We start from the raw sequence: 24,773 nt of genomic DNA, 5'->3' as shown, positions 1-24,773 counted from the left end.
CTCCCCCGGAAATAGGAATGCATATGAACCCTAAAGTGAATTTTTTCTTCGAAAAATCAGGTCCCTGGCAGGAGGCCTTCCGGCAACTCCGGTCCCTCCTCCTGGGGTACGGCCTGGATGAAGAACTCAAATGGGGCGTCCCCTGCTATACGCATCGGGGAGCGAATATTGTATTGATCCACGGATTTAAGGAATACTGCGCCCTGCTCTTCCACAAAGGGGCGCTCCTGCAGGATTCCGAGGGGATATTGGTACAACAGACCGAGCATGTCCAGTCTTCGCGGCAGGTCCGATTTACCGACGCCTCCCAAATCGACCCGCTGGAACCCTGTCTCAGAGCCTATGTACACGAGGCGATTGAGGTTGAAACAGCCGGTCTCAAGGTCCGGTACAGGAAAACGGATGAGTTCGACATGCCGGAAGAATTGGAGGAGGCCCTGGATGAGGACCCGGAATTGAAGGAAGCCTTCAACAGCCTGACACCCGGACGCCAGCGGGGGTACCTGTTGCATATCGGCAAGGCAAAACAGTCAAAAACCCGGAAATCCCGGATTGAGAAGTGCCGGTCAAAGATCTTCATGGGGAAAGGTTATAATGAGCGGTAAAAGGTTAATCCCGGACCCCGTATAAATACTCCCCGGCCGCGGCGCTCATTTCGCTGTGGTTATGCCCTACCCCTGGGATGGTTACCAGTTTCCAGTTAAAGTGCATCCCATTTTCACCGGCCACCTGCCTGGCCATTTTGTAGAAATAACGGCCGCGTTCCAGGCGATGTTTCCCCTGCCGGTTCGCACTTTCGGAAACCATGAAAGTCCCGCCGGTTTCATCGGCATTGTCTTCCCCACCCAGAAAAACAACCAGGTGGTTTTCAAACGAACCCGCCAGTCCCGCCTCCCCAAACGGGATGTTTCCAATACCAAACGGGTAATTGTATTCTTCAGTTGGGAGCGTGTAAAAACTCGCATTGGATGCCAGTATCCGGTTGGCTTTCGAGCCGGTATAAAATAACGCCATCCGGTGGAGGATATGCCCCCCGGCCGAATGCCCGAATAAATCATACGTCTCCCGGACGGAACCCGTCGCCTCCTTTACCTTGTCAAATATCTGGTCGAACTGGCTAAAAATCCATTGGTCTTCCTCCGGTTGGACCTTATAGGCATACCGGCTTTCATCGAGTTCCACCCGGTTGGTCCCTTCTATCCTTCGGATGGCCTCCGTCAGGTTGGAACTGTGAACAAGAGCGCCCAGGTGGTAATCCTCAAAATCGTAATACATCTCATTGAAGGAAGGGGAAACCACCAGTATCTGGTAGGCTTCGGACATCTGAACCCAGGCTTCCCGGTATTCATCTGCATTCCTGCCCGTCCCCGGAATAACTATCAGGATGTCGGAATCAACCGAGTAGGATTCGGGCCTGTAATAGAAAACCCGGATGCGCTTGGAAGGGTCCCTGGAATCCCGTACCAAAAAATTCCCATGGCCGATTTCCAACGTAATCGGATCCGCTACCTCTTGTGTACCGGGAATCAATTGCATTCCGCAACCGTGGCAGCTTCCGGGCCTGGCGAATGCCAGTGTATCGCAGGCAGCATTGCAGGGTTTACAGATGTATTGGGCATTTATCCCATGCGGGATGACCAGGATTCCAAAAAGCAGGCCCAGGGTTCGCAACCAGGAGAAACTCATAAAGGCGAATTTAAAACAATTTTAAGGATGCCCTAAAACGCATCTGTTTGTTTCGAGTCCTACCTCCTGAACGTGCAGGATTACTCGCTGCGCTCGTGATCCGGGCCGAACGGCCAAAAGGGCTCCAGTGGAGCGCTTTTAGTGAGGAGCCAGACGGTGCGTGGGCCGGGGAGGCAGAACGTGCAGGATTACTCGCTGCGCTCGTGATCCTAAGTTTGGGGGAAACTGAAAGAAATCCGATACAGGCTGACGCCTGTTCTGCTTTTTTCATTTGCTCTATCACTTAAGAGCAAGCTCTTGCGCTTTCACAAATGAAAAAATCCGATGCCAAAGCATCGGATTTCTTTCGTCGGGGTGGCAGGATTCGAACCTGCGGCCTCCTGCTCCCAAAGCAGGCGCGATAACCGGGCTACGCTACACCCCGGACAGAGCGTTAAGAAAATGTCCGGTGGACATTTTTAGCGATGGGCCAGCCGGCGCGCGGGCCGGGCGTGGCCAAAGGCTACTTCGCAAGAAGCGATAACGCAATCAAAAAACAAATTCCAAATCCCAAATTCCTATTCGAAACCCGGGTTTTGGAATCGTTTCGACCAGATCATCCGGTTTTGCGGAGAGACCGGGATTCGAACCCGGGCGACGGTTACCCGCCGACAGATTAGCAATCTGCTCCGTTACCACTCCGGCACCTCTCCCTGCACAGACCCCATTGGATCAATGCGGATGCAAATGTAGTTTTTCATTGAGATTGACGCAACTTTTCCTGCTGTTTTTTAAAGGCCTGGATGAAGTGGCGGAAATACTTGTCAAAGGAAGAAGACCCGGACGCGATCCGGGTTTAAGCAGCCTGTCGGGTACGGCGAAACTCCATGGTGAAGCAGGTGCCTTTATCCGGGATGCTTTCCACGCGGATCCGGCCCTTGTTGCGCTTGACGAATTCGTGGCTAAGGACCAAACCAAGGCCCGAGCCTTTCTCGCCTGCCGTGCCGCGACGGCTTTTGTCGGACTGGCGGATAAACAGCGATGCAACCTGGTCCGGGTCCATCCCCACCCCATTGTCCGAGATGCGGATTACCGCCTTCTGATCATCCGCAGGGAGGACTTCCAGTTTTACCGTACCGCCTTCCCGCGTGTATTTGATAGCGTTGTTTACCAGGTTCCGGATAACAAACTCAATCTGGTTTTTATCCCCGAAAATCGTGGTTTCCTCCGGGTAGGAAACCTCCATGGTAATCTGTTTGTGGCGTGCCACAGAGGCAAATACCGTATGTACGTTCTCTACAAGGGGTCGCAGGTCGAATTCGGTAGCCTCCGTTTTGATCTCGTTCATCTGGCTGCGGGCCCAGGTTATCAGGTTGTCCGTAAGCTGCATGGTATTGTCCACCGACCGGTCGAGCTGGACGCCCATTTCCTTGATCTCTTCCAGGCTCATCAGGTCGATGTGGTCGGCCAGGAGGGTCGTAAAGGATTTCAGGGAGCCCAACGGGCTGCGCAGGTCGTGCGCCACGATGCTAAAAAATCTGTCTTTAGAGGCATTCAACTCGGCCAGTTCCTCCTTCTGCATTTGGATAATCGAATTCTTTTCACGCATCTCGCGAAGCGTCCTGAAGAGTTTGTAAATCAGCAAGCTGAGGATGATCAGGAAAACCCCGATCAAGATGAGCGTCCGGTTCCGGATCTCTAAAGCCAGTGCTTGCTGCGCGGCCTGTTCCTCGAGTTCCTCCGTTTTCTTGGTGAGTTGTTCAATATGGATCATGCCCTGTGTGAGACGAGCCCTGTCGTTTGTGAGGATGACCTGAAGGGAATCCGATAATTCCTTGTGCCGCACCATAAACCGACGGGTATTCTCCACATCATCGGTTCGGGCATAGTGAAGTGCCAGCTGATAATACGATCGCACCTGATAGTCGTACAGATTGTTCTCCTGGCTCAGCTTGGCCGCCTGTTCCAGGTAGGCCTTCTCCCGCGACGGGTTTCCGAGAATCCCGCTAATCTCCGCCAACCGGATCAGGGATTCCGCCGAGGCGATTTTCTGTGCATCCTTGCCAAGTCCTTCACTGATATCAAGTGCCTTTTGGAAATAGCGTTTGGCTTCCTGGTAATCCTGCTCCTTCAGGTGGATGAGCCCCATGACCTTATAGCAACTGGAAGTCAGCGCCGCGTGGGAGATACCGCTGAGGATTTCAATGGCCTCCCGGGTATACGCTCGGGCCTTTTCGAGCTGCCCGTTCAGGTAATAGGTCTCTCCCATATTGTGCGCAGCTACCGCCGTGCGCTCGGGTTGCCCCAGCTTCTTGAATAAATCGTAGGACAGGCGGTGAAACCGCTCTTCTTTCTCCCGTTCATTCAGATTTCGGTAGATATGGCCCATTGACACATAGCAATTGGCGATCCCCGCGCTGTCCTCCTGTTGTACGAATAACTCGTGGGCCAGATGGATGTATTGCATGCTGGTGAAGTAGTTTTCATCCAGCGAATAAATACTCCCGAGGATCCGGTAGGCATAGGCCATGCCGCGACGGTCTTCGGCTTGTGTGGCCAGCTCCAGGGATTCATCGGCGTATTCGAGCGCCTGCAGGCGGTCTACAAAGGCCAGGTCCCGGCTGAGCATGTAGAGCGTGTGGATTTTGTCTTCGGTGGTGATATCCGGGCGGTTGAGAACCCGCTCCAGGCTGTCTACCTGTTGCAGCCACAAGGGCTGGATACTCGTCATAAAGGCAAACAGCACCCATAGAACCGCGTTGTGGCCCGGTCTGACAGTTATGAAGGGGGTTTTCATCATTTGTATGGTCGGTGGTCACTTTTAAAACGCCTTCAATCCGCGTTTAGTATAATCCCCGCCAATCCCCTATTCCGGGTACTCTACCCGCAGGTGGTAAATGTTTGTCAGTCGTTGTTTTAAGACCTTTTTCACCGTTTCAATCTCCTTAAAGGTGATTTCCGCATTGAGGAATTGCCCGGCCTGCATCTGGGTTGCTATGATCTTATCCACGAATTCGTCGATTATCGAATAGGTGGGGTTTACCAGGCTCTTGGAAGCTGCTTCCACGGAATCAGCCATCATCAGGATGGCCGTTTCCTTAGAAAATGGCACCGGGCCCGGGTATCGGAAATCCTTTTCATCCGGATCTTCCCCGTCCCGCTCACGCGCCTTTTTGTAAAAATAATAGACCAGCGTGGTACCGTGGTGGGTCCGGATAAAGTCGATGATCCGGTCTGGTATATTCTGTTTCCGCGCCATTTCGATCCCTTCGATGACGTGTTTGATGATGATCCGGGCACTTTTTTCCGGGGCCAGTTCATCGTGGGGGTTGTTGTTGGTCGTCTGGTTCTCGGTAAAATAGGTTGGGTTGTTCATCTTGCCGATGTCGTGGTAGAGCGCTCCTACCCGGACAAGCATTGCATTGGCACCGATCTCGTTGGCAGCTGCTTCGGCCAGGTTGGCCACCTGGAGGGAGTGGTTGAAGGTGCCCGGGGCCTTGTTGGACAGCTCCTTGAGCAGCCGGGAATTGGTGTCCGAAAGCTCCAGCAGGGAAACATCCGAGACCATCCCGAACATCTTCTCGTAGATATAGATCAGCGGCTGCACAAAAAGCGTGATCATCCCGTTGAGGAGGAAAAACCCGAAATTCACCCAAACTACGTTGTCCAGGCTGCCCCCCTGGATAATATTGAAGGCAAAATAGCCCAGGATATAGATGAGCGTAATCTGGCCCACCGAGATAAACAAATTGGCCCGTTTGTAGAGTTCGGATACCGTCAGGATGGTGACAATGCCCGCGATGATCTGCAGGAAGATATACTCAAAACTGTTGGGCACCACAAACCCCAGGATCAGGACGGTGAGCACATGGACAAACAGGCCCAGGCGGGCGTCGAAAAACGTCTTTAATATCAGCGGCAGAATGCAGAGGGGTACCACAAAGACAAGAGCCTCGTTGTACTTCACCACGAAGGTGGTGAGAAACACCATCACCAGGATATTGAAGAAAATAAAGGTCACCTTGACATTGTTCCGGAACACATCCGGGCGGTACCGTTTCAGGAACAACAGCAGCATGATCAACACCAGGGCCACCAGGATGGTATACCCGGAGAGGATGAAGTAATAATTGTTGGCGCTCCATACCTCGGATGCGTATTCCGCCCGCAACGACTCGAGCTTCTTCAGGCTCTCCCCTTCCACCACTTCGCCCTTGGCGACAATCAGGGCGCCCTCGTCAACATTTCCCCGGGTCAGGGATATTCCGGATAACTGGTTTTCCAGTTCCCGGCCGGTCAGTTCCTGATCCAGGCTGACGTTGGGCTCGGCTATTCGGAGCAACAATTCCCGGAACTCCGCCTGGTCCGCGGGAATACCCACGGATTCCGTCAGGTCGCGGATGGTATTGCGCAACGCGTCCATTCGGTAAATACTGTCAAAACGCATGCGACGCGCCTGGTTGTTCCGCACCAGGTAGACCTCCCGGCTTAGCGGGGGGTCGCTGCCGTCCCAGATTCCCCTCAGGTACAGGCTGTCCAGGATGGCGCGGCCCTGCTGGCGCAACACCCCGATTTGGCGGGCGCTCAGGCCAGTCCCCGGGAAGTATTCGGGGAAAAGCTCTTCGTAGGCGCGGTAAACCTCCCGTGCCGCTTCGGTATCGAACCGGTAATACGGCACCTGGTCCCGCTGGAATTGCTGGCGTTCAGCCTGTAATTCGGCCTCCGTCTTGCGGATCGAAAAATCAAAAGGGGCATAGAGGTTTTCGTATTGCCAGGGTTTGCCTTTCTGGAACTCGTACTTGAACTGTCCTCCTTTGGGGAAAAAGAACACAATGGCGCCGATCGTTAAAAAGTAAAGGAAATACTTATAGATCAGTGACTGGGATCGATAGAAGGTATCCAGCGTTTTCGCCATGCATCGCGCTTGTGTCGCTCAAAAATAGAAAAAACCCGCGGCATCTCGGGGCTTTTCCTGCTCAAGTAGGGGGTCCGGGTTTAAATTCGTATTTTCGTGCCACTAAAAAGGAACAGATGAAAGAGGTAGTTGTTGTGGCTGCTGTCCGCACGCCGATCGGAAGTTTTATGGGCGCCCTTTCCTCGGTGCCGGCCCCGAAACTGGGGGCTGCGGCCATCCGGGGAGCCCTGGATTCCATTGGCCTGGATCCGGCCGCCGTAGAAGAAGTACTTATGGGCCATGTGGTCCAGGCTGGGGCCGGCCAGGCTCCGGCCCGGCAGGCAGCCCTCTATGCGGGCATCCCGGAAACGGTGCCTTGTACCACGGTGAACAAAGTTTGCGCCTCCGGGATGAAAGCTGTTATGCAGGCCGCCCAAAGTATCGCCCTGGGCGATCGGTCTGTGGTAGTGGCCGGGGGCATGGAAAACATGAGTTTGATCCCCCACTATGTGCACATGCGCAACGGGAAAAAGTTTGGCCCGGCAACCCTGGAAGACGGGATGCAGCGGGACGGGCTGGTAGACGTCTACGACCAGCAGGCCATGGGGGTGTGTGCAGATGCCTGTGCCGAGAAATACAAGTTCAGCCGGGAGGAGCAGGACGCCTATGCCATCCAGTCCTACAAACGCTCCGCAGCGGCCTGGGAAGGCGGCAAATTCAAGGATGAAGTGGTCCCGGTAGAAGTGCCGCAGCGACGGGGCGAACCTGTTGTGGTTCGGGAAGATGAGGAGTTCCGCAACGTGAAAATGGATAAAATTCCCCAATTGCGACCGGCCTTTACCAAAGACGGAACCGTAACGGCCGCCAATGCCTCCACCATCAATGACGGGGCTGCCGCCCTGGTGCTGATGAGTGCCGAAAAAGCCCAATCGCTCGGCCTGGAACCCCTGGTGCGCATCAAAAGCTATGCGGATGCTGCACAGGAACCCAAATGGTTTACCACGGCCCCGGCCAAAGCCCTGCCGTTGGCGCTGGACAAAGCAGGAGTCGCCCTGGGGGATATCGATTATTTTGAATTCAACGAAGCTTTCAGCGTGGTTGGGCTGGCCAACATCAAAATCCTGGGGCTGGACGACCAAAATGTAAACATCCACGGAGGTGCGGTATCCCTCGGGCACCCGCTGGGGTGTTCCGGGGCGCGGATCACCGTGACCCTGATCCACGTGCTCAGGCAGCAAAACGCCCGCCTGGGTGCCGCGGCCATTTGCAATGGAGGTGGTGGTGCATCGGCAATAGTTCTGGAACGGCCCTGACCCCCGCCCTGCCCCGCCATGCGATACGGAATCTGCCCCCTCAGCCTCGTACCCGTGTACGATTCTCCGGATGATACCACACCCCTCCGGACACAACTCCTCTATGGCGAATGTTTTAAAATCCTGGAATCCCGGAAGTACTGGAGCCGGGTGCGGATCCGCCTGGACGGGGCCGAGGGCTGGGTCCGCAACGACCAGTTGTCCGAGCTTTCCGAAGAACAATACGAGGCGTGTCCCCCGGGTACCTCGGCGGGTTGCGCCGCCGACCTGGTGAGCCATTGTTGCACCCCGGAAGGCTTGCTGATTCCGGTCCTCCTGGGGTCGGATGCGCACAACGCCCCGGTAATGGAACACCAATTCGAGGGAGCGCGCTTTGACCCTGCCGCGGGCCGGGAGGAACTCGTGCAGACAGCGCTGTTGTACCTCAGCAGCCCGGAAATGGCCGGGGGCCGCTCCCCCTTCGGCATCGATGCCGGCGGGTTGGCGCAAATGGTCTACAAGTGCTGCGGTATGGCCCTGAAACGCTCCCCGGCCGAACAGGCCGCCCAGGGCCAAGCCCTGAGTTTTATCGAGGAAAGCCAGCCCGGCGACCTCGCATTTTTCGACGGACCCGACGGGGTTATCGACCATGTGGGCCTCATCATGCAGGACAATTATATCATCCACGTAAACGGATGCGTCCGAATCGACCGCATCGACCACAGCGGCATCTTCAATAACGATCTGCGCAACTATACGCACCCGTTGCGGGTAATCAAACAAATCGCATAAAAAAACCCCGGCCATCCGGCCGGGGTCCTGATTTTGGAATAGCGGGGGCTTATTCGCCCAGGAGTTTCTTGACCCGCATAAAGTTCTCATTGTCGCCCAGGGCGCCATAAATGTTCTTGAGCTGTGTCAGGATGCTCTGGTTGTCGGGATTGACTTTCAGCGCATCTTCCAGGATCTCGGCCCCCTGCATAAAGAGGCTGTCCTTTTTCTCCTTCAACTCGTCGTATTTCGCGATATCTTCCCGGGAAGTCCCCAGGGCGTTCATATCGTCGATCAATGCGTTCCCCTCGTTCACATAGGTGGTAGACAGGTTCAGCTGGGCATTCACGTAGCCCGGGTTGATCTCGATGGCCTTGCGGTACGCCTCGCGGGCCTCCTCAATCCGGTCCATCTCCATATTGATCACCCCGATGTTGTAGTAGAGGTCCGGGTTGTCCGGTGCCATGGTGGCTGCCTCTGCCATCAGTTCGCTGAATTTCTCCTTGTCACCCATCTGGTAGTAGAGGTTCGCCTCGTTCAATACGAGGTTTACATCGTCCGGATTGTTGGCCCGGGCGTCCTTATAGGCTTCCAGGGCTTTTTCATTTTCCCCGAGCTGGGTGTAGATCAACGCCATATTCTTGACGATCTCGGCTTTCTTGGAGGGTTCCTTCTCGTCTACGGGGTCCGTATACGTTCCCGATTTTACCATCAGGTCGCGCTGCGCCTTGTTCATCTCCTCCACTTCGCCGGTTTCCACGTTGGTGGCCTTGTAGACCACGCCGCTCCCGTCATAGCCAATGTCCTTCAGTTCCTGGTAGAAATCCATGGCGCGCTCGTAATTCCCGCCATTGACAGCACTGCTGGCCGCGTAATACAGGTAGATGGTATCCGTCGGGCTGATCTTGTAACTCATATAGAGCTTCTCGGCAGCCGCATCGAAATTTTTGGCGTTGTTGTCATCCACAGCGGAGTTTACCAGGTCGGCCGACATGGCTTTTAAACGTTGCTGTGCTTCACCTGAGTTCCGGTCCTTACCGCTTTGTTCCTCCACCTCCAGGACTTTCCTGAAGGAAGCCACCGCTTCCTCAAAGGCGCTGTCGTCGCCTTTCTTGGCCAAATCCGCGTAGACCTGCCCGCGTACCAGGTGGTACTCGGACTGCAGGCGTTCGTCTTCCCCGGCAATGACGCCCTGAACGGCGTCCAGGCTGGCTTTCGCCTCGGCGGTGTTCCCGTCTTTCAGGGCTTTCTCCGCATCCCGGATCTCTGATTTTTGTGCTATTGCGGCAGACCCGATAAGCAGGGCTGCCAGAAGAGTCAATCTAGTTTTCATTAAAAAAGTGTTTATGCAAATTTAGTGTTTATCAATTATTTTCCGGACTCCGTCCCTTCGGAATCCGCCCCATCTGTATCAAGGGTCGTGCCATCCTCGGCATCGACCTCGATATTCAGGATGTCCGTGTCGTCCAGGTCGTCTTCGTCTTTCATCACTTTGGCAACCGCGGCGATGGAATCGTTGTCCTTCAGGTTAATCAGCCTTACGCCCTGCGTGGCGCGCCCCATGGTGCGGAGGTCTTCCACGCTCATCCGGATTGCAATCCCGGATTTATTGATGATCATCAGGTCGTCCGAATCCGATACGTTCTTGATAGCTACCAACCCGCCGGTTTTCTTCGAAATGGAGATGGTCTTAACCCCCTTGCCCCCGCGGTTGGTAATCCGGTAATCGTCCAGACTTGAGCGCTTGCCGTAACCGTTCTCGGAAACGACCAGGATGTCCTCGTCAAAATCGTGGACGCTTACCATACCGATGACCTCGTCGTTGTCGTCGGCCAGGGTAATGCCGCGGACCCCGGAGGCGCTCCGGCCCATCGGACGGGTCTTGCTCTCCTCAAAGCGGATGGCCTTCCCGGATTTGAGCCCGAGGAAGATCTGGCTGGACCCGGTGGTGAGGCGCGCTTCGAGCAGCTCGTCCCCTTCCCGTATGCCGATGGCGATAATCCCGTTCTGACGGGGCCGGGAATACTGTTCCAGGGACGTCTTTTTCACAACCCCCTTCTTGGTGGCCATGATTACAAAATGGCTGTTCACGTATTCCTCGTCCTTGAGGTCCTGCGTACAGATAAAGGCTTTTACCTTGTCGTCCTGTTCAATATTGATCAGGTTCTGGATGGCCCGGCCCTTGGAGGTACGGCTGCCTTCCGGTATCTCGAAGACCCGGAGCCAGTAACATTGGCCCTTTTGCGTAAAGAACAGCATATACTGGTGGTTCGTCCCCACAAACAGGTGTTCCAGGAAATCCTCATTCCGGGTGGCCGAGGCTTTTTGCCCGACGCCTCCCCGGTGTTGCGTCTTATATTCGGTCAGGGGGGTACGCTTGATGTAGCCGGCATGGGAAATGGTGATCACCACCTGCTCGTCCGGGATCATGTCCTCGATGCTCAGGTCGCCCCCGGCGTAGTTGATTTCACTGCGGCGGTCGTCGCCGTATTTATCCCGGACCTCCCGAAGTTCGTCTTTGATGATCTCCATCCGGCGCTCCTCCCGGGCCAGGATGTCCTTCAGGTCCTCGATGGTGGCCAGGACTTCTTCGTACTCGCTGCGCAGCTTGTCCTGCTCCAGGCCGGTCAGCTGGCGGAGGCGCATCTCCACGATGGCGCGGGCCTGTACCTCGCTCAGCTCAAACCGTTTAATCAGGTTTGCCCGGGCCTCTTCGGCGTTGGCACTGCCCCGGATAATAGCGATGACCTCGTCGATGTTGTCCGAGGCGATAATCAGCCCCTCCAGAATGTGCGCTCGTTCCTCCGCCTTCCGCAGTTCGTACTCCGATCGCCGGACGACCACCTTGTGCCGGTGGTCTACAAAATGCACAATCAGGTCCTTGAGGTTGAGGAGTTCCGGACGCCCGCCCACCAGCGCGATATTGTTCACGCTGAAGGAAGATTGCAGTGCCGAATACTTATACAGCATATTCAGCACGATATTCGGGATGGCGTCCCGCTTGAGCACGTAGACAATCCGCATCCCCTTCCGGTTCGACTCGTCCCGGATCGTGGCGATGCCCTCGATTTTCTTTTCGTTGATCAGGTCGACGGTCTTCTTGATCATGTCCGCCTTGTTCACCTGGTAGGGGATTTCCGTGACGACGATGCACTCCCGTCCCTGCACCTCTTCGAACGTGGCCTTAGCCCGCATAACTACCCGGCCCCGGCCTGTTTCAAAGGCCTCTTTGACGCCGTCGTAGCCGTAGATGATGCCCCCGGTGGGGAAATCGGGCGCCTTGATGTGCTGCATCAGGCCTTCGATGGTAATGTCGCGGTCGTCGATATAGGCGATGGTGCCGTCCACCACCTCGGAAAGGTTGTGGGGAGGCATATTGGTGGCCATACCCACAGCGATCCCCGAGGCGCCGTTGACCAGCAGGTTCGGGATGCGCGTCGGCAGGACGGTGGGTTCTTCCAGGGAGTCGTCAAAATTAAGCTGGTGGTCTACCGTTTCCTTGTCGATGTCCGCCAGCATCTCCTCGGCGATCTTCCGCATGCGGGCTTCCGTATACCGCATGGCCGCCGGGCTGTCGCCGTCTATGGAACCGAAGTTCCCCTGGCCGTCCACAAGCATGTAGCGCATGCTCCAGTCCTGTGCCAGGCGCACCATTGTATCGTAGACCGAGGAATCCCCGTGCGGGTGGTATTTACCCAGGACTTCCCCGACGATACGGGCAGATTTCTTGTGGGCACTCGTGGAGCGTACGCCCAGTTCGTGCATGCCGTAGAGGACGCGCCGGTGCACCGGCTTGAGGCCGTCCCGAACATCTGGCAGGGCACGTGACACAATGACCGACATCGAATAATCGATGTAGGCCGATTTCATCTCATCTTCTATATTAATCGGAATCAGTTTCTCTCCTTCCGCCATAACTGAATCGGGCTTGTATTTTTGTGGTTAAAAAATCATGCCAATATACGTAAAAACCACCCCTTTGTGGCAGGTTGCGCAGGTTTTATTAAAGATTTTATCAACACCAAACCCCCCTTGGTTTTTTGATAAAATCCAGGCCATATATTTTGCACTTCCTTGTTTTTTTCGTCATTTAGGGAAGCTTTATCGAATATAGGTACGGTATTTGACGTTCTTATAATAAGTTTTACTAATTTTAAAGTTGAATACGCACTAGGTATATGGATGATAATTTCTCACCGCGAGTAAAAGATGTAATTGCTTACAGCAAGGAGGAGGCACTGCGCCTGGGCCACGACTTCATCGGGACGGAACACCTGATGCTCGGCCTGCTGCGCGACGGGAACGGGAAGGCAATCAGCATACTCGATGCGCTGGACGTGGACCTGGACCACCTGCGCAGAAAGGTGGAAATCCTCTCCCCGGCGAACCCGGAAGCGGGCTCGCAACCCAAGGATAAGAAAAACCTGCACCTCACCCGTCAGGCGGAGCGCGCCCTGAAGACCACCTTTTTGGAGGCCAAATTGTTTCAGAGCTCATCCATCAATACGGCGCATCTCCTGCTCTGTATCCTGCGAAACGAAAACGATCCGACCACCAAGCTTCTGCACAAGATGAAGGTGGACTACGACGGGGTCAAGGAGCAATTCAAAAGCATGATCACCAGCGACGACGACTATACGGACAGCCCGACCTCGGAATCCTTTCCGAGCGATTCGGACGACACCGGGGACAGCAAGGAGGGCACTTTTTCAAGCGGCACCTCCCAGAAAGGAAACAAGAAATCCAAAACCCCTGTTCTCGATAATTTTGGCAGGGATCTCACCCGCCTGGCGGAAGAAAACAAACTCGACCCGGTTGTCGGTCGGGAAAAGGAAATTGAACGCGTCTCGCAAATACTGAGCCGCCGCAAAAAGAACAACCCGCTGCTGATCGGGGAACCCGGGGTGGGCAAAAGCGCCATCGCCGAAGGGCTCGCCCTGAGGATCATCAACAAAAAGGTATCCCGCATATTGTACAACAAGCGCGTGGTAACCCTGGACCTGGCGTCCCTGGTTGCCGGCACGAAGTACCGCGGGCAGTTTGAAGAGCGGATGAAAGCCGTGATGAACGAACTGGAAAAGAACGACGACGTCATCCTGTTTATCGACGAGATCCACACCATTGTGGGAGCCGGAGGCGCCACGGGAAGCCTGGATGCGTCCAACATGTTCAAGCCGGCCCTCGCCCGGGGCGAAATTCAATGCATCGGGGCCACGACCCTGGATGAATACCGCCAGTACATCGAGAAGGACGGCGCCCTGGAACGGCGTTTCCAGAAGGTGATGGTGGAACCGACCACGGTGGAGGAAACCATCGAAATCCTCCGCAACATCCGCGGAAAATACGAGGATCACCACAACGTAAACTACACGGAAGAGGCCCTGGTAGCCTGCGTGAAGCTCACGAACCGCTACATGACCGACCGCTTCCTCCCGGACAAGGCAATCGACGCCATGGATGAAGCCGGATCGCGGGTGCACATCGTGAACATGGACGTGCCCAAGCAGATCCTCGAGCTCGAAAAGCAGCTTGAAGAGGTGCGCGAACTCAAGAACAGCGTGGTCAAGAAACAGCGTTACGAGGAGGCCGCCAAATTGCGGGACGACGAAAAACGACTGGAAAAAGACCTGTCTACCGCCCAGGAGAAATGGGAAGAAGACAGCAAACTGAACCGGGAAACCGTCTCGGAAGACAACGTCGCCGACGTGGTCTCGATGATGAGCGGCATCCCGGTCAACAAAATTGCCCAGACCGAAAGCAATAAGCTGGCCGAACTGCCGCAGCTGATCAAGAACAGCGTCATTGGGCAGGACGAAGCCGTGGCCAAGGTGGCCAAAGCCATCCAGCGGAACCGGGCCGGGCTGAAAGACCCCAACAAGCCGATCGGGAGTTTTATTTTCCTCGGACAAACCGGGGTCGGGAAAACCCAGTTGGCCAAAGTACTCGCCAAGGAACTCTTTGACTCGGAGGACGCCCTGGTGCGGATCGACATGAGCGAATACATGGAAAAATTCGCCATCTCCCGCCTGGTGGGAGCGCCCCCCGGCTATGTCGGCTATGAGGAAGGCGGGCAGCTCACCGAAAAGGTGCGGCGCAAGCCCTACTCCGTAATCCTGCTGGACGAGGTGGAAAAGGCACACCCGGATGTTTTCAATATGATGCTGCAGGTACTCGACGACGGCTTCCTCACGGACAGCCTCGGCAGGAAGATCGACTTCCGCAATACCATTATCATCATGACCTCGAATATCGGGGCACGGCAACTCAAGGATTTCGGCCAGGGTGTCGGCTTCGGCACCTCGGCGAAGAAATCCCAGGCCGATACGCACCAAAAGAGCGTTATCGAGAATGCTTTGAAAAAAGCCTTTGCACCGGAGTTCCTCAACCGGATTGACGACGTTATTGTATTTAACCCGCTGGAACGGGAGCACATACACGAGATCATCGAAATCGAACTCAAGAAACTCTACGACCGCATTGCGGATATCGGCTACCATCTGACCCTTACCGATAAGGCGCGTGACTATATTGCCGAGAAGGGCTTCGATAAGCAATACGGGGCCCGGCCGCTCAAACGGGCCATCCAGAAGTATATCGAGGATGCACTGGCCGAAGAGATCGTCAACTCGAAGCTCAACGAAGGGGACAGCATCACCATGGACCTGGACGAGGAGGGTGACAAGTTGACCATTTCCATTAAGAAAGCGAGTAAATCCTCCAAGGAAGCCTGATTGGCACTGTAAGGGGAAAGGTATCGGGGTCATCCAAAGATGACCCCTTTTTTTATGCTTGTCGGTCAGGCTTCGTAGGAATCGTTCGACATAGCCCGGACGCTGGAACCGCTTATACGATATTTATGTCGATAATCTATTATTTTTCTCAAACGGATACCTGACGCATACTTTCGTCTCAGACACACTATATGAATATGGGCAATAATACAAGACCGGCCAAAAAGACCGTGATCGTGCGGGAATACCAGCTCGATGTGGGGAAGATCCAGGTTTACGACAACTACCTCGTAGCCATTTTTGACGAAGGCGCCACACTGACCCTGGAGAGGGCCTACCAGATTATCGGGATATCCGAAATCCATTTCCGGGACAAACCCTTCGGGATCATCAGCCATCGCAAACATTCCTTTGCCATCGACCCCGTGGTCTATACCTACCTGCGGGAACTTGAAAACCTCAGGGCGTACGCCATCGTATCCTCACGGGAAGTGGACATGCACAACTTCAATATCGAGCGCATGTTCTACAAAAAACCGATGAAATTTTATATCGAGTACCGCAATGCCCTGGACTGGGTCCGGCGTCGGGTAAAAGCTGCCTGAAGTCCGGCGCTTACCCCTCCTCCCCTTCTTTGGACTGGGGCGGTGTGGCTTCTGCGTACAGCTCCCTGAAGGCCCTGCCCAACGCCCCGAAAAGGTCGCTGGCAACCAGGGCTTCGGGTCCTGTTTCCGAAACGACCAGGTCTCCGGCACGCCCGTGCAGGTATACACCGAACACGGCTGCTTCCAGGGGCGGGTATCCCTGGGCGAGCAATCCGGTTAGTATCCCGGCGAGTACATCGCCGCTGCCGGCAGTGGCCATCCCGGGATTGCCGCTGCTGTTGATAAACCCCTTTCCCTCTCCGAGTATTACCGTATAGGCGCCTTTGATAAGCAAGACGCAATTGTGGTCTGCTGCAAAGGCGCGGGCTTTCTCCAATTTATCGAAATCATCCGTCCACTCCCCTATCAGCCGGGCCAGTTCGCCCGGATGCGGGGTCAGGATACTCCCGGCAGGCAGGTTGGCAAGCGCTTCGGGATGGGCCGAGAGGCTATTGAGTCCGTCGGCGTCCACCACTACCGGCTCCCTGACCCGGCCCAGCCATTCAAAGAATGCTTTGGCGGTATCCTTCTCCGTACCCATTCCCATGCCCACGCCGTACCGGTACCCGGAACCCGGTTCCGGGAAGGCGTCCAGGTAATGTTCCCGCCCGCAGGTTTCCACCATGACTTCGGGAACGCCGGCCTGAAGGGGCAGGTAGCCGCACTTGGGAACCCATGCCGAAACCAGTCCGGCCCCGGCCCTCAGGCAAGCCGATGCGGCCAGGGCCACAGCTCCGATTTTTCCGTAGGAGCCCCCCACGATGCAGGCATGTCCGAAAGTCCCTTTATGGCTGAATTTTCCGCGGGTCCGGTGCAGCGCCCGGGCCTCGTCTGCCCCCACCCATTCATATTGTGCAGCCACTTCGTTGAGGTAAGTGGTGTCGAACCCGATATCCAACACCTCAAAATCCGCTGCGAATTCCCCGCTCCCGGGAAGGAAAAAAACGAGTTTCGGCGACCCGATTGTCAGCACAAAATCAGCAGCCAGCACGCCTTCGGGATGGGCAGGCATGGCGTCCATCTGCAGCCCGGAAGGCAGGTCCACCGCCAGCCGGAAGGCATCGGCCGCATTCAGGTGTGCAATGAGGTTTCGGACCCAAGGGGCCGGCGGACGGCTCAGGCCGATTCCGAATATGGCATCCAATAGTATATCCGCTTCGGAGATATCCGGCAACCCGCTGTCCGCGTCTAGGGATTCCGGCTCGATTTTGCGCTGGCGGAGCCGTTCCAGGTTAATCCGAAAGTCCCCGGACCGCTTCTCGCTGTAATTCACCAGGTAAACCTGTATATGGTATCCGTGCTCGGCCAGGTGGCGGGCCACGGCCAGGCCATCTCCCCCATTGTTACCCGTGCCGCAGAAAATGTGTATCCGGACCGGGGCGCCCTGCAGGCGGTTGTGCAGCCAGTTGAATATCGAAGCGGCAGCGCGCTCCATCAGTTCAGTGCTGCTGATCCCCTGGGCTGCCAGGGTCCTGCGGTCTGCTTCGTAACTCTGTTCTTTGCTGAGGATCTTCATGATACCAGGTCAATTGCCGCCAGTCCGGAGGGATTTCCGGCATTGAACGATTTTCGGGAATCCCTACAAAAGTAGCAGCAATCCGGAGCAAAAAGCAACATTTGGTGCGGACTTTGTAAAAATCCGGTAAATCCTTGCACGGGGTTCCAAATGTGCTACTTTTGACAGGCGTATCAAAAACGTTCACGCCATGCGATCAGATTTTTCCGGCATATCCGCTTTCCGCTTTGCAGCGACCCCGCTGTCCGCCACGGGATGCACCCCCTGGGGGTAAGAACCTGTATTTATCTCCGGCCCGATCTGTATTGTAACCTGTTTCCAACTCCCTTAAGTCACTCTTTATGAAAGTCCTGAAATTTGGCGGCACCTCCGTAGCAAATGCCCAGGCGATTTCCGAAACCTGTAAAATAGTTACCGACGCCGGCCGTCCCCTGGCCGTTGTGGTCTCCGCCCTGGGCGGGGTAACCGACCTGCTTCTCCTGACAGCCGCCCAGGCCGCTGCCCAGCAAACAGACTACCAGGAAAGCCTGGCCTCCCTCGAGAAACGGCACCTGGACACCATACGCGAGTTGATCCCCCCGGCCCGGCAGGCCGCGGTCATCGGACGCGTAAAAACGGACCTGAATACCCTGGAAACCCTGTTGGAGGGCGCCTTCCTCATTGGGGAAACCACCCCGAAACTCCTGGATAAAATTGTGAGTTACGGGGAACTGCTGTCCTCCTTCCTCATTGCAGCCTATTACGAAAGCCAGGGGCTTCCGGCCGTTTTCCGGGACAGTCGCGAACTGATCGAAACGGATGCCACTTTTGGCAATGCGCATGTGCGGATGGATGCCACCCGCACCAAAGTCCGCGAGGCACTCCATAATCCTGAGGAAATCAGTATCCTGCCCGGTTTTGTCGGGGCCACCGCTTCCGGGGATACCACGACCCTCGGCCGGGGAGGCTCCGACTATTCGGCGGCCATACTGGCTGCCGCCCTGGGCGCCGAAGAACTGCAGATCTGGACGGATGTCAGTGGCATGTTCACGGCCAACCCGCGCCTCGTCCGCCAGGCGCGGCCCATCCCGCTCATCTCTTACGAGGAAGCCATGGAGTTATCCCATTTCGGGGCCAAGGTACTCTATCCGCCAACCATCCAGCCCGTCCTGGATGCAGGTATCCCGATCCGGATCAAAAATACCTTCGACCCCCATACGGACGGCACACTGATCCACGCCCGCGGCAACACGGAGGGCCGGACCGTCCGGGGGATCAGCCATGTCCCAGGGATCGCCCTGGTCTCGCTTGAAGGCCCCGGCATGATCGGGATTCCCGGGATCAGCAAACGCTTTTTCGAAACCCTGTCCGATGCGGGCATCAGCATTATTTTTATCACCCAGGCATCCTCCGAGCACTCCATTTGCGTGGGGATTGCCGCCCTGCACCTGGAGCGAGCCATCCAGGCGGTGAACGATACGTTTGCCTATGAAATGGACCGACAGCTCATCAAGCCTGTGCAGGCAGAAGACGACCTGGCGATTATCGCCCTGGTGGGCGATCAGATGAAGCAGCACCAGGGGCTCAGCGGTAAAATGTTCAGCGCCCTGGGACGTAATAACGTGAATATCCGCGCAATTGCCCAGGGGGCCTCCGAGCGGAATATTTCGGCTGTTATCCGGTCGGGGGATGTCAAGAAGGCGCTTAACACACTGCACGAGGCCTTTTTTGAGGAGCAGGTCAAACAACTCAACCTGTTTGTGATGGGCGTGGGAAATGTCGGTTCGCGCCTGTTGGCGCAAATTGGCCTGCAACAACGCGTCCTGAAAAAGGAATTGCGGCTGAACCTGCGGGTGGTGGGGATCTCGAATTCCCGGAAAATGGTCTTTGACGCCTCAGGGCTCCCGGTTGCGGAATGGCAGGATGTCCTGGAGAAAGGGGAGCCGGCCAACCTGGACGCCTTTTTTTCCCGCGTACGCGAGCTAAACCTACGCAATGCCATCTTTATTGACAATACGGCCAGCGAAACCGTTTCGGGCTGGTATGCCTCCTACCTGAAAAACAGTATTTCCGTAGTGACCTGCAACAAGATTGCCTGTTCCTCGGAGTACGAAGTCTATGCCCGGCTCAAGAGCCTCGCCCGTACCTACAACGCCCCCTTCCTTTTCGAAACCAATGTAGGTGCCGGCCTGCCGGTTATCGATACGCTGAAAAACCTGATCCTCTCCGGCGACCGGGTACGTCGCATCCGGGCGGTACTTTCCGGTAGCCTGAATTTCGTCTTCAACAACTATAACGGGAAGGATTCCTTTGCCGATGTTGTTCGGCTGGCCGGGAAAGAAGGGTACACGGAACCCGATCCGCGGATTGACCTAAGCGGGGTGGATGTGATGCGGAAGATTCTGATCCTGGCCCGGGAAAGTGGCCTCCGACTGGAGATGGACGCGATCGAAAACCGGTCGTTCCTGCCCGAGGGAGCCTTGGAGGCCGAAAGCGTGGACGCCTTTTACGAAGTCCTCGAGCAGCAGGAGCCTCATTTCAGAAGGCTTTGGGAACAGGCCGATGGAGCGAATTGCCGATTGAAGTATGTGGCCCAGCTCGACGGGGAAAAGGCTTCCGTAGGGCTGGAGGAAATCCCGGAAGGTCACGATTTCTTTAACCTAAGCGGAAGCGACAACATCGTCCTCTTTTATACGGACCGGTACAGCGAGCAACCCCTCATAGTAAAAGGGGCCGGGGCCGGGGCCGAAGTCACAGCTTCGGGCATCTTTGCGGACATTATCCGAATTGGTAACTTCTAGGGCCTGAACGGGCCTGGCATTTCGCAGATGAAAATGAAAACAGAAAAACTTACCGTCTTTGCCCCGGCAACAATTGCCAATCTGTCCTGCGGTTTTGACGTGTTGGGCCTGGCCCTGGACGGCATCGGCGATATCCTCCACCTGGAATTGACCCCGGAGCCCGGGGTATCCATCACCCGGGTTACCGGGGCCGACATTCCCCTGGAAACCGACCGGAACGTAGCGGGAATTGCCGGCATGGCCTTCCTGGAAGCGGCCACAGGCTATTCGGGGGGCGTACGGATCGAAATCGAAAAACGCATTGCCCCGGGCAGCGGTATCGGCAGCAGCGCGGCCAGTTCAGCAGGCACCGTCTGGGGGTTGAATCAACTGCTGGGGGAACCCTTCGGCCTGCCGGACCTGGTGGGGTTTGCCATGAAAGGGGAAGCCCTGGCAAGTGGCGCGGCCCATGCCGATAACGTGGCGCCTGCCCTGTATGGCGGGATCACCCTGGTCCGAAGTTCCCACCCCCTGGACATCGCCCGGGTACATTGCCCAGAGGCGCTGCACGCCTGCATCCTGCACCCGCAAATTGAATTGAAAACCTCCGATGCGCGCAAGGTGCTCCGCACCTCCATCCCGCTCTCCAAGGGCATCCGCCAGTGGGGCAATGTGGGCGGGCTGGTCACTGGCTTGTTTACAGAAGACTTCGGGCTGATCAGCCGGTCGCTCGAGGACTGTATCATCGAACCGGTGCGGTCCCTGCTGATCCCCGGGTTCGACACGCTTCGGGAAGCCGCACTGGCGGCGGGCGCCCTGGGGTTCGGAATTTCCGGCTCAGGGCCCTCGGTGTATGCCCTGACCCACGGGGCCGATACCGCGGAGGCCGTTTCCCGCGCCCTGGGCAAAGCCTATGACGCCATTGACATCCCGTATACGCTCCACCACGGCCCGGTGAACCGACGCGGAATCTATTCCATAAACCCGAATACCTGACCGATGCGATACCACAGCCTGAACCTGAATGCCGCCGAGGTACCTTTCCGGGAAGCCGTTATCCAGGGGATTGCCCCGGATAAAGGCCTGTATTTCCCGGTGGAGATTCCCCGCCTGCCGGACAGCTTCTGGAAGAACCTCCGGGAAAAACCCATAAATGAAATTGCCCTGGAACTCATGCGGCCCTTTGTTGGCGATTCCATACCGGACCCCGACCTCGGCCGCATCCTCGAGGAGACGCTGAGCTTTGAATTCCCCCTGGTGGAGCTTTCCGAAGGGGTCTACTCCCTGGAACTCTACCACGGCCCTACCCTGGCCTTCAAGGATGTGGGCTCCCGGTTTATGGCCAGGTGCCTGGGGCATTTCTCTAAGGATTCCCCGGCTGAAATTACTGTTTTGGTGGCCACCAGCGGGGACACGGGAGGGGCAGTTGCAGACGGGTTCCTCGGGGTGCCCGGTGTGGAGGTGGTGATCCTGTATCCCGAAGGCAAGGTGAGCGACATCCAGGAACGCCAGCTAACCACCCTGGGGCAGAACATCCGGGCACTTCGGGTGTCGGGCAGCTTTGACGACTGCCAGCGCATGGTCAAACGGGCCTTCCTGGATAACGACCTGAAGGCCGCCCGACAACTCACCTCGGCGAACAGTATCAACGTGGCCCGGTGGATTCCGCAAATGCTGTATTACGCGATGGCGTGGAGGCAGCTCGGGCCCGATTCCAAACCCCCGGTATTCGCCGTACCCAGCGGGAATTTCGGGAATATCTGCGCCGGGATGCTGGCGCATCGGATGGGTATGCCCTGCCGGCAGTTTGTGGCGGCGACCAACGTCAACGACACGGTTCCCCGGTTTATGGAAAGCGGCCAGTACGCCCCGGAAAAGGCAGTCCCCACCATCTCCAATGCCATGGATGTAGCCGATCCGAGCAACTTTGTCCGTATCCGGAAGCTTTTCGGCTACCGCTTCCCCGACCTGGATGCAGTGATGACTTCCCATGCCTATACGGACGGGCAGACCCGGGACGCCATGCGGCACCTACACGAGACCTACGGGTACATCGCCGACCCGCACGGGGCGGTGGGCTACCTGGGCCTGTCGGATTACCTCCTGCAGGACCCGGGGGGTCCGGGTATTTTCCTGGAGACGGCCCACCCCATTAAATTTCGCCCGGAAGTGGAGCGTACGCTGGGGCTTGAACTGGACCTGCCGGAACGACTCCGAGGCCTGCTGGAACGGGATAAAACCGCCCTGCCGATTACCAGCTACGACGATCTCCGCAGGTTCCTGATGCAGCCCCCGGGCAGTTGAATTTGCCTGCCAATTCAATGGGTGCCCGCCCCTGACTTCCAAACTATTTTCAATACATTTGCCGCGTAATTAATCCGGCATCGATGAAAGAAACCGCGCTCAGGCAGGTACACGAGGCATTGGGGGCTAAAATGGTCCCTTTTGCCGGCTACCTGATGCCTGTATCCTACGAAGGCGTTAACGCCGAGCACCAGACTGTACGGGAAGGTGTCGGCGTATTTGACGTATCCCACATGGGGGAATTCCTCATTGAAGGACCCCGGGCCCTGGAACTCGTTCAGCGGGTCTCCTCCAACGACGCTTCCAAGCTGGAGGTGGGCCGCGCCCAGTACAGTTGCATGCCCAATGAACGCATGGGGATCGTGGACGATCTGATCGTTTACCGCATCAAGGATACGACTTATTTACTGGTGGTCAATGCGTCCAATATCGACAAGGACTGGGACCATATCAGCAAATACAACGAGGAGATCGGCGCCGAAATGCGCAACCTATCCGATGCGTACTCCCTCCTGGCGATCCAGGGGCCCAAGGCGGTTGCCGCCATGCAATCCCTCACTTCCGAGGACCTGGCCGCCATCCCGTTTTACCATTTTGCGGTCGGGGATTTTGCCGGCATTCCCAACGTGATCATTTCGGCCACCGGGTACACGGGTTCCGGCGGCTTTGAAATCTATTGCAAGAACGAGGAAGTCGGCCAGGTCTGGGAACGGGTGATGGAAGCCGGGGCGGCATACGGAATCAAGCCCATCGGCCTGGCAGCCCGGGACACGCTCCGCCTGGAAATGGGTTACTGCCTCTACGGCAACGATATTGACGACAGCACCTCCCCCCTGGAGGCCGGGCTGGGATGGATTACGAAGTTTACCAAGGAATTCGTCAACCACGAGGCACTCGCCGCCCAGAAAGCAGCAGGCGTGGAACGCAAGCTGGTCGGTTTTGAAATTGAGCAGCGCGGGATCCCCCGCAAGGATTACACCATAGCGGATGCAGACGGCCAGCCGATTGGCCGGGTAACCTCGGGAACCATGTCGCCGAGCCTCAACAGGGGAATCGGGCTGGGTTACGTGCCCGTTGAATTCGCAGCCCCCGGAACGACGGTAAATATCCAAATACGCAATAAAAACGTACCCGCAACTATTGTGAAACCCCCGTTCTATAAGGGATAGAATCTGTAAACAGGAGAGAGAGGCGTGCGCGAGGAAGGAAAGAGGATTCTGATTTTGGGAGGTAGTGGGTTCCTGGGTTATGCCCTGTACAAGGAACTCTGCAATTATTTTGACACGTACGGAACGTATTGTTCTGCGCGGAAGCGCTTTGGGGACAACGGACAATTTCTACACTACGACCTGCTGGAGGACGATATCCACCAGGTAATCAACGAGGTCCGGCCGCATATCATCATTTCGGCACTCCGCGGCGATTTCGGGGCGCAAATTCAAGCCCACTCGCACCTGGCGGAATACCTGGCCCGCCATGATTGCCGGTTGCTTTTCCTCTCCTCGGCCAATGTGTTTGACGCGTATAGCAAATTCCCTTCCTACGAATTTGACAAGACCCTTTCTGAGAGTATCTACGGCCGGTTGAAAATCAAAATCGAAAACATGCTCCTTCGGCTTCCGTCCAAACGGATGGCCATCCTGCGCCTGCCAATGGTATTCGGGAATGCATCCCCCAGAACCCGGGAAATCCGGGACGCCCTCCTGGAAGGCGAGGCCATCGAAGTGTTTCCGAACCTGGTGATCAACGTAACATCGGACGACAAATTGAGTCAGCAGGTACACTACATTATCAACCGCGACAAACACGGGGTCTTCCACCTGGGTTCCCGGGACCTGGTACACCACGAGGACTTTATCCGGGAAATCGCCGCGCACCTGAGCGAACGGAAACCCCTTTTCAAGCGGGTGTTTACCACCAACGAAGAGCGGTACCTGGCCGTGTTGCCCAAACACAACCTGCTGCCCAAAAACCTGCAGCTCGGCTACCAGGAGGTCATCGACCACCACATCCCGCAATAACTCCTTCAGGGTCCCCGACAAATCCCGCAATCCCCTAACGGATTTCCTCCGCGAATCCCGACAGGAAACTGACAGTTCCCGATGTACTGACCGTACTCAAGCCGCTAAAATCAGGGTGCAATGGCGCCCGGGCTTTTTGCCCACAAAAGGAATCCGTATCTTCAGGAGAAAAGCAC

At 56.3% G+C, this 24,773-nt stretch carries 16 protein-coding genes and 2 tRNA genes; 10 read left to right on the top strand and 8 right to left on the bottom strand.

What is annotated here, in order from left to right:
* The first annotated feature begins 23 nt into the window (after positions 1 to 23).
* Positions 24 to 605 (top strand): YdeI/OmpD-associated family protein, encoded by a 582-nt coding sequence (locus RB2501_RS09450; protein WP_015754568.1) that lies wholly within the window; start codon positions 24 to 26, stop codon positions 603 to 605.
* Between the two features lie 4 nt (positions 606 to 609).
* Here RB2501_RS09450 and RB2501_RS09445 read toward each other — a convergent pair whose 3' ends face one another.
* From RB2501_RS09445 to RB2501_RS09420, 5 genes are all read right to left on the bottom strand, one after another.
* Positions 610 to 1,686: a hypothetical protein gene (locus RB2501_RS09445; RefSeq protein ID WP_015754567.1), complete on the bottom strand. Its 1,077-nt coding sequence runs from the start codon at positions 1,684 to 1,686 to the stop codon at positions 610 to 612.
* 349 nt (positions 1,687 to 2,035) lie between these two features.
* Positions 2,036 to 2,110, bottom strand: a tRNA-Pro gene (locus tag RB2501_RS09435).
* Positions 2,111 to 2,294: 184 nt separating this feature from the next.
* A tRNA-Ser gene (locus RB2501_RS09430) sits at positions 2,295 to 2,378 on the bottom strand.
* Between the two features lie 143 nt (positions 2,379 to 2,521).
* Positions 2,522 to 4,462: an ATP-binding protein gene (locus RB2501_RS09425; RefSeq protein WP_187289156.1), complete on the bottom strand. Its 1,941-nt coding sequence runs from the start codon at positions 4,460 to 4,462 to the stop codon at positions 2,522 to 2,524.
* 69 nt (positions 4,463 to 4,531) lie between these two features.
* A complete protein-coding gene (locus tag RB2501_RS09420; RefSeq protein ID WP_015754564.1) occupies positions 4,532 to 6,580 on the bottom strand; it encodes an HD family phosphohydrolase in 2,049 nt (682 codons plus the stop codon).
* 116 nt (positions 6,581 to 6,696) lie between these two features.
* Here RB2501_RS09420 and RB2501_RS09415 point away from each other — a divergent pair, with 116 nt between their 5' ends.
* Together RB2501_RS09415 and RB2501_RS09410 are read left to right on the top strand one after the other, a co-directional pair.
* Complete coding sequence (locus tag RB2501_RS09415; protein WP_015754563.1) at positions 6,697 to 7,872, top strand: acetyl-CoA C-acyltransferase; 1,176 nt, start codon at positions 6,697 to 6,699, stop codon at positions 7,870 to 7,872.
* An 18-nt stretch (positions 7,873 to 7,890) separates the two neighbouring features.
* A complete protein-coding gene (locus RB2501_RS09410) occupies positions 7,891 to 8,643 on the top strand; it encodes a C40 family peptidase (RefSeq protein ID WP_015754562.1) in 753 nt (250 codons plus the stop codon).
* A gap of 49 nt (positions 8,644 to 8,692) precedes the next feature.
* Here RB2501_RS09410 and RB2501_RS09405 read toward each other — a convergent pair whose 3' ends face one another.
* Positions 8,693 to 9,955 (bottom strand): tetratricopeptide repeat protein, encoded by a 1,263-nt coding sequence (locus RB2501_RS09405; protein WP_041327154.1) that lies wholly within the window; start codon positions 9,953 to 9,955, stop codon positions 8,693 to 8,695.
* 35 nt (positions 9,956 to 9,990) lie between these two features.
* Entirely contained in the window at positions 9,991 to 12,537 is a 2,547-nt protein-coding gene (gyrA, locus tag RB2501_RS09400; RefSeq protein ID WP_015754560.1) for a DNA gyrase subunit A, read from the bottom strand.
* A 263-nt stretch (positions 12,538 to 12,800) separates the two neighbouring features.
* Here gyrA and RB2501_RS09395 point away from each other — a divergent pair, with 263 nt between their 5' ends.
* Positions 12,801 to 15,353 carry an ATP-dependent Clp protease ATP-binding subunit gene (locus tag RB2501_RS09395; protein WP_015754558.1) on the top strand — a complete coding sequence of 851 codons (2,553 nt, stop codon included), beginning with the start codon at positions 12,801 to 12,803 and terminating at the stop codon, positions 15,351 to 15,353.
* A 191-nt stretch (positions 15,354 to 15,544) separates the two neighbouring features.
* Positions 15,545 to 15,958, top strand: coding sequence for a hypothetical protein (locus tag RB2501_RS09390; RefSeq protein ID WP_015754557.1), 414 nt, complete (start codon positions 15,545 to 15,547; stop codon positions 15,956 to 15,958).
* Between the two features lie 10 nt (positions 15,959 to 15,968).
* Here RB2501_RS09390 and RB2501_RS09385 read toward each other — a convergent pair whose 3' ends face one another.
* Positions 15,969 to 17,513, bottom strand: coding sequence for a bifunctional ADP-dependent NAD(P)H-hydrate dehydratase/NAD(P)H-hydrate epimerase (locus tag RB2501_RS09385; RefSeq protein WP_015754556.1), 1,545 nt, complete (start codon positions 17,511 to 17,513; stop codon positions 15,969 to 15,971).
* A 341-nt stretch (positions 17,514 to 17,854) separates the two neighbouring features.
* Between RB2501_RS09385 and thrA the strand changes: the two genes are divergently transcribed.
* The 5 genes from thrA (at position 17,855) to RB2501_RS09360 (ending at position 24,597) form a co-directional block, all read left to right on the top strand.
* Positions 17,855 to 20,293 carry a bifunctional aspartate kinase/homoserine dehydrogenase I gene (thrA, locus tag RB2501_RS09380; RefSeq protein ID WP_015754555.1) on the top strand — a complete coding sequence of 813 codons (2,439 nt, stop codon included), beginning with the start codon at positions 17,855 to 17,857 and terminating at the stop codon, positions 20,291 to 20,293.
* Positions 20,294 to 20,320: 27 nt separating this feature from the next.
* Positions 20,321 to 21,268, top strand: a complete 948-nt coding sequence (locus RB2501_RS09375) for a homoserine kinase (protein ID WP_015754554.1) — start codon at positions 20,321 to 20,323, stop codon at positions 21,266 to 21,268.
* Between the two features lie 3 nt (positions 21,269 to 21,271).
* Positions 21,272 to 22,576: a threonine synthase gene (gene thrC, locus RB2501_RS09370; RefSeq protein ID WP_015754553.1), complete on the top strand. Its 1,305-nt coding sequence runs from the start codon at positions 21,272 to 21,274 to the stop codon at positions 22,574 to 22,576.
* Between the two features lie 83 nt (positions 22,577 to 22,659).
* The gene (gcvT, locus tag RB2501_RS09365) at positions 22,660 to 23,745 is read left to right on the top strand and encodes a glycine cleavage system aminomethyltransferase GcvT (protein ID WP_015754552.1); all 1,086 of its coding nucleotides are present in this window, start codon (positions 22,660 to 22,662) and stop codon (positions 23,743 to 23,745) included.
* A gap of 24 nt (positions 23,746 to 23,769) precedes the next feature.
* The gene (locus RB2501_RS09360) at positions 23,770 to 24,597 is read left to right on the top strand and encodes a sugar nucleotide-binding protein (protein ID WP_015754551.1); all 828 of its coding nucleotides are present in this window, start codon (positions 23,770 to 23,772) and stop codon (positions 24,595 to 24,597) included.
* Positions 24,598 to 24,773 lie beyond the last annotated feature (176 nt).

It is taken from the genome of Robiginitalea biformata HTCC2501 (assembly GCF_000024125.1).
Classification (GTDB): domain Bacteria; phylum Bacteroidota; class Bacteroidia; order Flavobacteriales; family Flavobacteriaceae; genus Robiginitalea; species Robiginitalea biformata.
Note: the sequence above shows the minus strand (reverse complement) of the source record. Positions and strands in the feature narration are given on the sequence as shown.

Bases quoted from the DNA above. Each gene is read 5' to 3' on its own strand.
- RB2501_RS09405 (WP_041327154.1), bottom strand. From the start codon at position 9,955: ATGAAAACTAGATTGACTCTTCTGGCAGCCCTGCTTATCGGGTCTGCC.
- RB2501_RS09425 (WP_187289156.1), bottom strand. From the start codon at position 4,462: ATGAAAACCCCCTTCATAACTGTCAGACCGGGCCACAACGCGGTTCTA.
- RB2501_RS09420 (WP_015754564.1), bottom strand. From the start codon at position 6,580: ATGGCGAAAACGCTGGATACCTTCTATCGATCCCAGTCACTGATCTAT.
- RB2501_RS09375 (WP_015754554.1), top strand. From the start codon at position 20,321: ATGAAAATGAAAACAGAAAAACTTACCGTCTTTGCCCCGGCAACAATT.
- RB2501_RS09415 (WP_015754563.1), top strand. From the start codon at position 6,697: ATGAAAGAGGTAGTTGTTGTGGCTGCTGTCCGCACGCCGATCGGAAGT.
- RB2501_RS09445 (WP_015754567.1), bottom strand. From the start codon at position 1,686: ATGAGTTTCTCCTGGTTGCGAACCCTGGGCCTGCTTTTTGGAATCCTG.
- RB2501_RS09395 (WP_015754558.1), top strand. From the start codon at position 12,801: ATGGATGATAATTTCTCACCGCGAGTAAAAGATGTAATTGCTTACAGC.
- thrA (WP_015754555.1), top strand. From the start codon at position 17,855: ATGAAAGTCCTGAAATTTGGCGGCACCTCCGTAGCAAATGCCCAGGCG.
- gcvT (WP_015754552.1), top strand. From the start codon at position 22,660: ATGAAAGAAACCGCGCTCAGGCAGGTACACGAGGCATTGGGGGCTAAA.
- RB2501_RS09390 (WP_015754557.1), top strand. From the start codon at position 15,545: ATGAATATGGGCAATAATACAAGACCGGCCAAAAAGACCGTGATCGTG.
- RB2501_RS09410 (WP_015754562.1), top strand. From the start codon at position 7,891: ATGCGATACGGAATCTGCCCCCTCAGCCTCGTACCCGTGTACGATTCT.
- RB2501_RS09385 (WP_015754556.1), bottom strand. From the start codon at position 17,513: ATGAAGATCCTCAGCAAAGAACAGAGTTACGAAGCAGACCGCAGGACC.
- RB2501_RS09450 (WP_015754568.1), top strand. From the start codon at position 24: ATGAACCCTAAAGTGAATTTTTTCTTCGAAAAATCAGGTCCCTGGCAG.
- thrC (WP_015754553.1), top strand. From the start codon at position 21,272: ATGCGATACCACAGCCTGAACCTGAATGCCGCCGAGGTACCTTTCCGG.
- gyrA (WP_015754560.1), bottom strand. From the start codon at position 12,537: ATGGCGGAAGGAGAGAAACTGATTCCGATTAATATAGAAGATGAGATG.